Source organism: Microbacterium sp. SLBN-154 (assembly GCF_006715565.1).
In the GTDB taxonomy this organism is placed as follows: Bacteria; Actinomycetota; Actinomycetes; order Actinomycetales; family Microbacteriaceae; genus Microbacterium.
Genome location: NZ_VFNL01000001.1, coordinates 1,336,576 through 1,348,306 on the forward strand (window position 1 = coordinate 1,336,576; position 11,731 = coordinate 1,348,306).

Genomic DNA, 11,731 nt, shown 5'->3' on the forward strand with positions numbered 1-11,731 from the left:
TCAGGGAGTGCACCCTCGCGGAGGGGGAAGGCGGGAAGCGCGATCAGCGGTCGACGAAACGGAAGTGCTGCGCGTTGTAGCGCTCGCCCTGAACCCCGATGCGCTGCGCGAGCCGGTCGAGGTCGTCGCGCTCATCCGCGGACAGCGCAACGGTCGTCGCGGCGATGTTCTCGCGGATGCGCTCGATCCGCCGGGTACCGGGGATCGGCACGATCCAGGGATGCTGCGCCAGCAGCCACGCCAGCGCGACCTGCCCCGGCGTCGCCCCCTTCGTCTCCGCGAGCTTCGCGACATGGTCGATGAGCGCGCGGTTGGCCTCGAGGTTCTCCTTCTCGAACCGGGGGAGTGCGCGACGCATGTCGTCGTCGGCCAGCGTCGTCGACGCGTCCATCGTGCCGGTGAGGTACCCGCGGCCGAGCGGACTGAAGGGCACGAACCCGATGCCGAGCTCGGCGACGACGGGCAGCACATCGGTTTCGGGATCACGCGTCCACAGCGAGTATTCGCTCTGCAGCGCAGTGACGGGGTACACCGCGTGCGCACGGCGAATCGTCCCGACCGATGCCTCGGAAAGGCCGAAGTGCCGCACCTTGCCTTCGGCGACGAGGTCGGCGACAGCGCCGGCGACGTCCTCGATCGGGACCTCGGGGTCGACACGGTGCTGGTAGAAGAGGTCGATGACGTCGGTGCCGAGCCGCCGGAGCGACGCATCGGCGACGCGTCGGATGTGATCAGGGCGGCTGTTGACCCCGACGCTCTTGCCGTCGTGGATGTCCCACCCGAACTTCGTGGCGATCACGACCTGGTCGCGCACCGGCGCGAGCGCCTCGCCGACGAGTTCCTCGTTGACGTACGGCCCGTACACCTCCGCGGTGTCGAACAGGGTGACCCCGAGGTCGACCGCCGCGCGGAGGACACCGATCATGTCCTCGCGGCTGCCGGGGTTCGGGCCGTAGCTCTGCGACATCCCCATGCATCCGAGTCCGACCGCCGAGACCTCCAGCCCTTGACCGAGGGTGCGTGCGTGCATCGTGTCTCACTTTCCGGAATTCAGGCCTTGGGAGGCGATCCGAACGCTCCTCGCATGACGCTACGCCGCGAGGCGCCGGCAGGAAAACGGAGTCGACACATCCCGCCTCGGGGACGCGTGGCGGCCCGGCATCCGTTCATGCACCCTCGCGGGCGTCGGCGACCGGTGGCAGGCTCGACGCATGAGATTCGCCATCGATGCGGCGACAGCGTTGCGACTTCTTGCTGATGGGCGGGATGTCGCGAGCACGCACTCCCTCGTCGCGCCCGCGATCATGCGGTCGGACGCCCTGCGTGCCGTCTACGCCGACGTTCGGGCCGGACGGCTCGATGACCGCGCGGCGAAGCGGACGCTCGAGGCGCTCGCGTCGCAGAGAGTGCGGGTCCTGGCCGATCGGGTGTCGCGAGCGACAGCGTTCGCGCTTGCACGCGAGCGGGACTGGGATGACGCGGGCCCGGCCGAATATCTTGCGGTCGCGAAGCTGCAGGCCGACGCGATCATCACCGAAGACGCGATGCTGGTCGCGGGTGCGGCCGGGGTGGTAGAGGTCGCGGAGTACGAGGCGCTGTTCCGCTGACCCTCCCGGCGGTGCGCACCCTCGGCGGGAGGGAGTGCACCCTCGGCGGGAGTGGGGGAGGGAGGGGAGGAGCGGGGGGTCAGACGAAGCGGACCCAGTTCGCGCCGCGACCGGTCTCCACCTGCTGGACGAGGTCGAGCGCGTCGCCGTGGACCGCGTACAGCGACACGGTCGTCGAGCGCTCACCGGCGGCGACGAGGAAACGTCCGTCCGCGCTCAGCGCGAAGCCGCGCGGCTGCGGCTCGGTGACGAAGAACCGGCTCGGTGACGTGACCGAGCCGTCGGCGCCCACGGCGACAGCCGCGAGGGTGCTCTCGGTGCGCTCGGTCGCCCAGAGGAACGCTTCGTCGGCCCCGAAGTGCAGGTCGGCGCCCCAGATGAGGTGCCCCGCCATCGGGTCGGCGCCGAAGGTGCTGTGCTTCAGGTCCTTCGTCGTGTCGAACGCCGTCGCCGCGTCGACCAGACGCAGCGTGCCGTCGACCGTGTCGCGGGCGTAGCGCAGAACCTCGCCCGAGAACTCCGTCAGCACGTACACCGCATCCTGCGCGGCGCTCACCACGAGGTGACGGGGGCCGCTGCCCGCGGGCGCCGCCACGGTCTCGGGGTCGAGCGGGACGAGCGCCAGGTCATCGTCGAGCGCGTACTGGGCGACGAGGTCGTCGCCGAGTGAGACGAAGTACGCGAAGCGCCCGTCGGCGCTCGGCAGCACCGCGTGCAGGTTCGCGAACTCGACCCGGCTCACCGGCTCGCCGACGACCCCGTCGTCGATCCGGCACGAGATGCCGTACCCGCCGCTGTAGGCCGCGCCGAGCAGACCCGCGCCGTCGCGTGTGAGCGCGAGATAGTTCATGCCGCCGTCGGGGAGGTCGAGCCGTGAGCGCGGCTCGAGAAGACCGCTCTCCCTGTCGAGCACGAGGGTGACGATGCCGGCGGGCTCGCCCTCCTTCGACCCCTTCACTCCCGCGTAGACGAGGTCGCGCGCAGCGTCGACGGCGAAGGTCGAGCACGCGGGGAGCCCCTCCGTGACGGCGAGACGCGTCATCCGCTCTCCGTCGAAACGGAAGACGCTGATCGAGCCGCCTCCGGCGTTGGCAACGAGCACGAGCGCAGGTTCGGTCATCCCTCGATCGTAGGTCGATTCACGGCTGGCGCCGAGTGGCGGGCCTCCGACGATCCCGTATCGTGGAGATCCCCCGCCACTGACCCACGGGAGCAATCCGTGCGCCACCACCGAACCTCCACCGACCAGGAGGGTCGATCTTCGTACCCCCTCCATTCGCGAGGGGGTGAATCCGGATGCTGGCGGCGACACTGACCCTGCTGCTGGGCATCATCGTCACACTGGCGATCATCGTCGCCTGCGGCTTCTTCGTCGCCCAGGAGTTCGCCTACATGTCCGTCGACCGTTCGCGGATGGCGGCCAAGGCCGAGAAGGGCGACGTGCAGGCGAGGCGGGTGCTCTCGATCACCAAGCGCACCTCCTTCATGCTCTCGGGCGCGCAGCTGGGCATCACGGTCACCGGCCTGCTCATCGGGTACGTCGCCGAGCCGCTCATCGGGCAGTCGATCGGCACGCTGCTCGGCGGCGTCGGACTCGACCCGGGGGTCTCCGTGATCATCGGCACCACCGGGGCCCTGCTCTTGGCGACGATCGTGACGATGATCTTCGGCGAGCTGTATCCGAAGAACCTCGCGATCGCGAACCCCGATCCGCTCGCGCGCGCACTCGCCGTCCCCACGCGCATCTACCTGACGCTGTTCGGCTGGCTCATCGCGGTGTTCGATCTCGCCGCGAACGCGCTGCTGCGGCTTCTGCGCATCGAACCGCTCGAAGACGTCGACGAGAGCGCGACCGCCCGCGACCTGGAAGCGATCATCGAGGACTCCCGCGCGAGCGGCGACCTGCCCGATGATCTGTCGAACATCATCGACCGCATCCTGGACTTCCCGCAGCGCGATGTCGAGCACGCGATGGTGCCGCGTTCCCACATCGACTCCATAGGCCCCGACACCACGATCGCCGAGGTGCTGTCGTTGATGTCGACCGGTCACACCCGCTACCCGGTCATCGGCGACGAGGACACCCCGGTCGGCATCGTCAATCTCATCGACCTGCTCCGCGGGCATTACGACCCCTCCGCGCCGGTGTCCACCGTGATGCGCGAGGCGGTCGTCCTGCCGACATCCATGCGGTTGCCGATCGCCCTCGAGCGGATGCGCCGCACCCGCAACGAGATGGCCTGCGTCGTCGACGAGTACGGCAACTTCGACGGCATCCTCACCCTGGAGGATCTGACCGAAGAGGTCGTAGGGGAGATCTCCGACGAGCACGACCTGGACGTGGACGAGGTGACCTCCGACGGCGACGCGTCGTGGACGGTGCCGGGCGACGTCCACCTCGACGAGCTGGAGCGGCTCATCGGGCACGATCTGGAGCGCGACGGTGCGGAGACGGTCGCGGGACTGACGATCAGCGAGCACGGCGACCTCCCGCCGCTGGGTGCCGTCGTGCGGGTCGACCTGCCCGAGCGCGCGGGCGAGGCCGTGCAGGGGCTGAACCTCCAGCGCTGGCTCGAGATCGAGGTGCTCGAGATCGAGCGGCATGTGCCGTCTCGGCTGACCGTTCATCTCCACGAACGGGACCTCGACGCCGAACCTGATGCGGATGACCGCGCGGAGACGGAGGCGGACCGATGAACGGATGGATCGTCGCTCTCATCACGACGCTGCTGATCATCGCCAGCGCCTTCTTCGTCATCGTCGAGTTCGCCCTCCTCGCCGCCCGCCGGCACCGTCTGGAGCAGGAGGCCGACCGCAGTGCGTCGGCGCGCGCGGCCCTGCGAGGAATGAACGAGCTGACGGTCATGCTCGCCTTCGCCCAGCTGGGGATCACCGCCTGCACGTTCCTCCTCGGCGCGATCACCAAGCCGGCGATCGACTACGCCCTCGCCCCCGTCTTGGAGGCGTGGGGCCTGCCCGCGGTGCTCTCGGGCGTGATCGCGTTCATGCTCGCCCTGATCCTGGTGACCTTCCTGCACCTCGTGGTCGGTGAGATGGCCCCCAAGTCGTGGGCGATCGCGCATCCCGAGGTTGCGGCCAAAGCCACCGGCATCCTGGCGCGCGCCCTGACCTGGCCGCTGCGACCGTTCCTCCTCTGGATCAATCACATCGCCAACCGCCTCGTCAGGGCTTCCGGCGTCGAGCCCGTCGAGAAGGCGGCGGTAGGCGGCCAGGATGCGGACACCATCCGCGAACTCGTCGCGCACTCGCGCGAGGCGGGCACGCTCGAGCGGCAGTACTCCGAGCCGATCGCGCAGGCGATCGCCATGAGCACGCGCACGGTGGGGGAGATCGTCCGGGTCGACCGGGCGCCGACATCCGTCCCCGCCGACGCCACGGTCGCCGACCTGCAGCGCGTGGCCGCGGAATCGGGGCACCTTCGCATTCTCGTGGGGTCGACCGCCGAATGCGCCGTCGCGCACGTGCGCGACACGCTGAAGCTCACCCCGACGACGCCGGTCGCCGCGATCGCGCGGAAGCCGCTCGTGGTCGAGCCGGCCGCGTCGGCGTACGACACGCTGCTGCGGATGCGCCGTGGGCGCGTGCAGCTGGCGATCGTCGTGGACGGCCAGCGCCTGCTGGGCGTGGTCACGATCGACGACCTTCTCGGGCAACTGCTTCCCGGACCGGATGCCGCCGCGCAGCCGATCGCGGGAGGGGCGGGTGTCGGGGGCCCGACCTAGACTTGACGGGCAATGACTGACGTCTCTCCGGCCGCGCGCCCCGCGGCATCCGTCCCTCTCATCGTCGACGGCGATCGCGGGCCCCGACCGGGCTCGGGCGCTCGCGTCGACGAAGACCTGCTCGCCGGGCTCAACCCCGAGCAGCGCGAGGCGGTGACCTACCGCGGTCAGGCGCTCCTCATCGTCGCCGGCGCCGGTTCGGGCAAGACCAGCGTGCTGACGCGGCGCATCGCGTCGCTGCTGCGCAACAAAGAGGCGTGGCCGAGCCAGATCCTCGCGATCACCTTCACCAACAAGGCCGCCGGTGAGATGCGCGAGCGCGTGCACCAGCTCGTGGGCGACCGATCGCAGGGCATGTGGATCTCGACCTTCCACTCGGCGTGCGTGCGCATCCTGCGGCGCGAAGCCGAGCAGTTCGGGTTCACCAAGTCGTTCACGATCTACGACTCGGGCGACTCGCGCGCGCTGGTCAAGCGGCTGGTGAAAGAGCATGAAGCGGATGCCTATGGACTGACGCCCTCCGCGGTGCAGGGGAAGATCTCCAAGCTCAAGAACGAGCTCGCCGATGCGGAGTCGTACGCCCGGTCGGCGAACATGAACGACCCGGCCGAGCGAGTCTTCTGCGACGTGTTCGCGGCGTACCAGCGAGAGCTGCAGCGCGCGAACGCGTTCGACTTCGACGACCTCATCGCTCAGACGGTGTACCTGTTCCGGGCGTTCCCGCAGGTGGCGGATGTGTACCGGCGGCGGTTCCGGCACATCCTCGTGGACGAGTACCAGGACACCAACCACTCGCAGTACGCGCTGATCCACGAGCTGACGCGGGCGCCGGGATCCGACGGCGGCCCGATCGCTTCGTCGGGCGGGATGATGATCTTCGACGCGCCGGCGACCGAGGAAGCGGCGTCGCTGACGGTCGTCGGCGACTCCGACCAGTCGATCTACGCGTTCCGCGGAGCCGACATCCGCAACATCAGCGAGTTCGAGCGCGACTTCCCGGGCGCGAAGGTGGTGCTCCTCGAGCAGAACTACCGGTCGACGCAGAACATCCTGTCCGCGGCGAACGCGGTGATCAGCCACAACTTCGACCGGAAAGACAAGCGGCTGTGGACCGACGTCGGCGCGGGGGAGAAGATCGTCGGCTTCACCGGGTACTCGCAGCACGACGAGGCCCAGTTCGTCGCCGACGAGATCGAGGTGCTGCACAAGGGCGGGGTGCCGTACGACCAGATGGCGGTCTTCTACCGCACCAACTCGCAGTCGCGTGCGCTGGAGGAGATCTTCATCCGCGCCGCCGTGCCGTACAAGATCATGGGCGGCACGAAGTTCTACGAGCGCGCCGAGATCAAGGACGCGCTGGCCTACCTCGTCGCCGTGGCGAATCCCGCCGATGAGATGGCGATGCGCCGCATCATCAACCGGCCGCGCCGCGGCATCGGCGACGTGACGATCGAGACGATCAGTCGCTATGCCGCCGACGAGCAGATCACCTTCCGCGACGCGCTCGGCAATGCCTCGGCGCTGGGCGTCGGACCTAAGATCCAGGCGGCGATCGCGCACCTGGATGCGGTTCTCGCCGAGGCATCCGATCTCATGCTTCCCGCATCGGGCGAGCTGCCCCCGCCGACCGCGGTCGCCGACGGGCTGCAGCTGCTGCTGTCGAAGAGCGGCTACCTCGACGCGCTGCGCGCGAGCCGCGACCCGCAGGACGAGGCGCGCGTGGAGAATCTCGACGAGCTCGTCGCCGTGGCCCGCGAGTTCGCGCGCAACAACCCGGAAGGGACGATCGTCGACTTCCTCACCGAGGTGGCGCTGGTCTCCGACGCGGATGACCTGGAGGATGCCTCGGGATCGGTGTCGCTCATGACGATGCACACCGCGAAGGGGCTGGAGTACGACGCGGTGTTCCTCACCGGTGTGGAGGAAGACCTGATCCCGCACCGGATCTCGGCCGGCGAACCGGGCGGTCCGCAGGAGGAGCGGCGGCTGTTCTACGTCGGCGTCACCCGGGCGCGCAAGCGCCTGTACCTGACCCTGGCGATGACCCGCGCGCAGTTCGGCGAAGTGTCGGTCGCAATGCCGAGCAGGTTCCTGCAGGAGATCCCGTCGGATCTGCTCGACTGGCGCCAGTCGCCGGGCGACGTCAACTCACGCGGCGGGACGCAGTCGCGGGCGCTCAACGCGCAGCGGGGCTCCTCGGGGTCGGGCTTCGGCGGGTCGGGGTCGGGCCGGCGGTACGGTGACGACCTCGTTCCGAAGTCGACATCGCTGGAGAAGTTCGCCAACCGCATCCCGGCGAAGGTCCGCGATAACGGCGACATGGAGCTCGCGCCAGGAGACCGCATCCGTCACGACGACTTCGGCGAGGGCCGCATCGACGCGATCACCGGTGAGGGCGCGAAGCGCGTCGCGCATGTGCGCTTCGAGAAGGTCGGCATGAAGAAGCTGCTGGTGAAGATCGCACCGATCGCGAAGCTCTAACCGCACGCTGGCCGCGCGGCCGTGCGTTGTCGCGCGACCCGTCAAATTCTGCTGCTCGGTCTCGATGCGGCCCGCGTTTTCTGACGGGTCGCGTTGACGGGCCGCGCTGGCGGGTCCGCGACCCGTCAGAATCTGCTGCTCGGTCTGGATGCGGGCCGCGTTTTCTGACGGGTCGCGCTGGCGGGCCGCGCTGGCGGGTCCGCGACCCGTCAGGATCTGCTGCTTGCCGTGGTTTCGGGCGACGTTTTGTGACGGCTCGCGGCGGGCGCAGGCAGAACGACGAACGGAGCGGCGCGCTCTGTCGCGCGACCCGTCCGCAACCCAATCCGCGACCCGTTAGATTCTGCTGCTAGGTCTGGATGCGGGCCGCGTTTTCTGACGGGTCGCGGTGACGGGCCGCGCTGGCGGGTCCGCGACCCGTCAGAATCTGCTGCTCCTCGTCGCTGCGGGCGACGTTTTGTGACGGGTCGCGCAGGCGAAGCCGGCCGCGGCCCGCAGGGCCGCCGCGTAGGCTGGCACGATGGCACTCTTCGGGCGACGTAAGAAGACCGACGACCAGCGCGACGACGCGGCTTCGCAGACGGGAACACCCGACCCCGAGGCTCCCGAGACGGATGTCGATGTCGCCGATGCCCCCGGGCTCGCCCCGCGAGAGGGTGAGGATCCCGCGGGGGGCGGTGACGTGGCATCCGCTGCTCCCGCGACCGAGGAGCCGGTTCCGCACGTGAACATCTCGGTGTCGACCTATGGCGCGCCGCGCACGGCGCCGGCTGCGCAGCCGGTCGCCGCCGATTCCGCCGCGAGCGCACCGGCCACCGCCGCCGGCGCACCGGCCGCGGCGCCGCGCACCCCGGGCCCGGCCGAGGCGCCCGCGCCGTCGCAGACGGTTCCGGGTCTCCCCGACAACGGCCTGGTCATCCAGGCGCTGCGCGCGCTTCCCGACAAGCCCGAGTCGCTCGACCTCATCCACGTCGCCCGTCAGCTCCTGCAGGGCCAGCTGTTCCTGCGCATCAAGGGCGACGCCCGGCAGCTGCTCTCGGAGGGCGCGCAGCTTCCGCTCGCCGTCGCGACCGTCGGCGACAAGCAGTACGTGCTGGCCTTCAGTGGTGGGGCAGCCCTGCAGGCGAGCGTGGCGTCGGACGGCGATCAGCAGACATCCGCTGTCGCTCAGCCCGCGGCCACGGTGCTTCGTCACGTGGTCTCGGGAACCTACGCCGGCATCATCATCGACCCGTCGTCGGCGCCCGCGCGCGCGGTGATCCCGCGGGAACTCATCGAGCGGATGCTCGACCAGGCCGACCCCAACGCGCTGGTGAAGCACCTGCTCGCGGGTCCGCGCACGCCCGCCACCGGGGCCGAGATCGTCGCGGCCATGCCGGGGGCGCGGCTCTGGGTCGCGGTCAACGAAACACCCGACGGCAAGGTCGGCGTCGCGGAAGCGCGCGCGAACGGCGAGCGGCTGCTGCAGGTGTTCACGCACCCGCTCGAGGTGGCGGCCATCGGTCGCGGCGACAAGGCCGCCCCGATCACGGCCGACCGGCTGGGGGCCGCGCTCGCCGCCGATGCGGCGCTCGCCGGCATCCTCGTTGACGCCGCCGGCCCGTGGATCCGGCTCGGACGCGAGGACCTCGGCCCGATCCTCCCCTGATGCGCGTCCTGTCCTGACGGGTGTCGTCGGGACGCGATAGCGTCGCCTGCATGGCGAGCCCGTTCACGATGCTGACCGTTCCCGGGCCCGAGGGCGACCGCGAGGTGCGCCTGTCGAACCCCGACCGCGTGCTGTGGCCGGCACTGGGGATCACCAAACGCGAGCTCGCCGAGTACCTCATGGCGGTGTCGGGCCCGTTCCTCGCCGCGAACGGCAACCGGCCGGTGTCGCTGGAACGGTTCCCCGAATCGGTGGAGGGGGAGCGGTTCTATTCCAAGAACCCGCCGAAGGGGACGCCCGACTACGTCGACGCGGTGACGGTGCGGTACAACAGCGGGCGGCGGCATCCGCAGATCGTGCTGACCGAGCCTGCAGCCGTCGTGTGGGCGGCCCAGATGAACACGATCGTGTTCCACCCGTGGGCGTCGCTGACGAGCAACACCGACAACCCCGTCGAGCTGCGGATCGACCTCGACCCGCAGCCGGGCACCGACTTCGCCGACGCCGCCGCGGTCGCGCCCGCCCTGCTTGACGTGCTCGCCGAAGCGGGGCTGACGGCGTTCGTGAAGACGAGCGGCAATCGCGGCATCCATGTGTTCTGCCCCATCGAGCCCGAGTGGGAGTTCCTCGACGTGCGGCACGCCGTCATCGCCGCCGGCCGCGAGCTGGAGCGCCGGATGCCCGATCGCGTGACGACGAACTGGTGGAAGGAAGAGCGCGGGGAGCGCATCTTCATCGACTTCAACCAGGCCAACCGCGACCGCACGATGGCAGGGGCCTACAGCCCTCGGGCGCTCGCAGGTGCGACCGTGTCGACGCCGATCACGTGGGATGAGCTCGCGGATGTCGACCCTGCGGCCTTCACGGTGCGCTCGGTGCCGGAGCGGCTCGCCTCGGTCGGAGACCCGTGGCAGGGGATGCTCGACGCACCGGGGCGCATCGACGTGCTGCTGGAGTGGTGGCAGCGCGACCTCGACGACGGGCTCGGCGAGCTTCCGTTCCCGCCCGACTTCCCGAAGATGCCTGGCGAGCCGCCGCGCGTGCAGCCGAGCCGCAAGAATCCGGAGAACTGGCCGAAGGAGTAGCGCGGTTCGTTCCCCGCGCCGTCGGTTCGGGATGCCGCGGCGCGAGCTCGCGCGCGGCGCGCCTCGTGTCGAGCCTCTCCCGTTCGCCTGTCGCAAACGGCCGTGCGTGGCCGCGCTTCGTGACAGGTGAGTGGGCGAGCGCGCGGGGGTGCCCCGTTCGGCTGTCGCAAGCGGCCCGTGTGGCCGCGCTTCGTGACAGGCGAGCGGGCAGCGCGCGGGGGTCCCGGCACGGCCGGTGCGGCATGCCGTAGCGCGAGGTCGCGCGGTGTGCTCCTCAAACGGGGGTGGTTACCCCGCTTCCCCCGTCACGTTCGGCCCTGGCAGCTCGCGTTTCGGGGCAGATGTCGTCGGGGGAGCATGGGGCACCCCGCTTCCCCCGTCACGTTCGGTCCTGGCAGTTCGCGTTTCGGGGCAGATGTGGCCGGGGGAGCGGATGTCGCGCGGAACATTGCACGAAGATTGCGCGGCGCACGGCGCGCCGAAAACCGCGCAACGGTCCTCATAGCGTCGGCGCGTGCCGGATGACCCGGCACCACGAACCGAGGGGGACCACCCATGCACACCGCACCCGCACCCGCATCCGCCCACGCGCCGGAAGCGTCGACTCCGCTCCAGCGACGATTCGCGGCCGCCGCCGCAGCGGCGCTGCTCGCTGCCGCCACTCTCACCGGCTGCACCTTCACACTCGGGGCCTCCGGCGCCGAACCCGGCGCCACCGAGCCGGCCGCGGCCACGACGACCGACCCCGACCCCGACCCCGACGCCACCGCCCCCGACGTCACCGACCCCGGCGGCACCCGCCCGGCGGGCGGCGACGCGGGATTCGTCGAGACCGAGGCCGGTGCGATCGCGCTCTTCCAAGACCGCTGGTACGACAACTTCTGCTCCAGCGTCAACATCGCGATGGGCGACGAGAACTGCGTCGGCATCGCGATCGAGGCCCTCGAGATGATCGACGGGGCGGCCGACCGCGCCATCGCTGCCGGTGCCGACGATGAGCTCGTCACCGCGGCGACCGCGGCAGAAGACGCCGCCGCCGCGTTCCGCGCCGCCGAGTGCGACATCTCCACCTCGGACACCTGCGTCGGCCCGACCGACGACTTCACCGACGCGGTGCGCGCGTACGGCGACGAACTCACCGAAAGGCTGGCCGCGCAATGAATGCCG

9 protein-coding genes are annotated in these 11,731 nt (G+C 70.3%); 7 read left to right on the forward strand and 2 right to left on the reverse strand.

The features are described from left to right. Positions 1–43 precede the first annotated feature (43 nt). Positions 44–1,030: an aldo/keto reductase gene (locus tag FBY40_RS06625; protein WP_141937399.1), complete on the reverse strand. Its 987-nt coding sequence runs from the start codon at positions 1,028–1,030 to the stop codon at positions 44–46. A gap of 181 nt (positions 1,031–1,211) precedes the next feature. Between FBY40_RS06625 and FBY40_RS06630 the strand changes: the two genes are divergently transcribed. After that, positions 1,212–1,607 (forward strand): hypothetical protein, encoded by a 396-nt coding sequence (locus FBY40_RS06630; protein WP_141937400.1) that lies wholly within the window; start codon positions 1,212–1,214, stop codon positions 1,605–1,607. Positions 1,608–1,686: 79 nt separating this feature from the next. Here FBY40_RS06630 and FBY40_RS06635 read toward each other — a convergent pair whose 3' ends face one another. Next, positions 1,687–2,727, reverse strand: coding sequence for a lactonase family protein (locus FBY40_RS06635; RefSeq protein WP_141937402.1), 1,041 nt, complete (start codon positions 2,725–2,727; stop codon positions 1,687–1,689). 176 nt (positions 2,728–2,903) lie between these two features. On the opposite strand from FBY40_RS06635, the gene FBY40_RS06640 reads away from it, so the two are divergent. The 6 genes from FBY40_RS06640 (at position 2,904) to FBY40_RS06665 (ending at position 11,725) form a co-directional block, all read left to right on the forward strand. After that, the gene (locus FBY40_RS06640; protein ID WP_141937404.1) at positions 2,904–4,304 is read left to right on the forward strand and encodes a hemolysin family protein; all 1,401 of its coding nucleotides are present in this window, start codon (positions 2,904–2,906) and stop codon (positions 4,302–4,304) included. Then, positions 4,301–5,350 (forward strand): CNNM domain-containing protein, encoded by a 1,050-nt coding sequence (locus tag FBY40_RS06645; protein ID WP_141937406.1) that lies wholly within the window; start codon positions 4,301–4,303, stop codon positions 5,348–5,350. Before FBY40_RS06640 ends, FBY40_RS06645 begins: the two co-directional genes overlap by 4 nt. A gap of 12 nt (positions 5,351–5,362) precedes the next feature. Beyond that, positions 5,363–7,831, forward strand: a complete 2,469-nt coding sequence (locus FBY40_RS06650; RefSeq protein WP_141937407.1) for an ATP-dependent helicase — start codon at positions 5,363–5,365, stop codon at positions 7,829–7,831. 520 nt (positions 7,832–8,351) lie between these two features. Beyond that, positions 8,352–9,479, forward strand: a complete 1,128-nt coding sequence (locus FBY40_RS06655) for an SseB family protein (RefSeq protein WP_141937409.1) — start codon at positions 8,352–8,354, stop codon at positions 9,477–9,479. A gap of 50 nt (positions 9,480–9,529) precedes the next feature. Then, positions 9,530–10,564, forward strand: coding sequence for a non-homologous end-joining DNA ligase (gene ligD / locus FBY40_RS06660; RefSeq protein WP_141937410.1), 1,035 nt, complete (start codon positions 9,530–9,532; stop codon positions 10,562–10,564). A gap of 555 nt (positions 10,565–11,119) precedes the next feature. Next, positions 11,120–11,725 carry a hypothetical protein gene (locus tag FBY40_RS06665; RefSeq protein ID WP_141937412.1) on the forward strand — a complete coding sequence of 202 codons (606 nt, stop codon included), beginning with the start codon at positions 11,120–11,122 and terminating at the stop codon, positions 11,723–11,725. Positions 11,726–11,731: the final 6 nt, after the last annotated feature.

Coding starts and splice junctions, on each gene's coding strand:
- FBY40_RS06625 (WP_141937399.1), bottom strand. CDS start 1,030: ATGCACGCACGCACCCTCGGTCAAGGGCTGGAGGTCTCGGCGGTCGGA.
- FBY40_RS06630 (WP_141937400.1), top strand. CDS start 1,212: ATGAGATTCGCCATCGATGCGGCGACAGCGTTGCGACTTCTTGCTGAT.
- FBY40_RS06635 (WP_141937402.1), bottom strand. CDS start 2,727: ATGACCGAACCTGCGCTCGTGCTCGTTGCCAACGCCGGAGGCGGCTCG.
- FBY40_RS06640 (WP_141937404.1), top strand. CDS start 2,904: ATGCTGGCGGCGACACTGACCCTGCTGCTGGGCATCATCGTCACACTG.
- FBY40_RS06645 (WP_141937406.1), top strand. CDS start 4,301: ATGAACGGATGGATCGTCGCTCTCATCACGACGCTGCTGATCATCGCC.
- FBY40_RS06650 (WP_141937407.1), top strand. CDS start 5,363: ATGACTGACGTCTCTCCGGCCGCGCGCCCCGCGGCATCCGTCCCTCTC.
- FBY40_RS06655 (WP_141937409.1), top strand. CDS start 8,352: ATGGCACTCTTCGGGCGACGTAAGAAGACCGACGACCAGCGCGACGAC.
- ligD (WP_141937410.1), top strand. CDS start 9,530: ATGGCGAGCCCGTTCACGATGCTGACCGTTCCCGGGCCCGAGGGCGAC.
- FBY40_RS06665 (WP_141937412.1), top strand. CDS start 11,120: ATGCACACCGCACCCGCACCCGCATCCGCCCACGCGCCGGAAGCGTCG.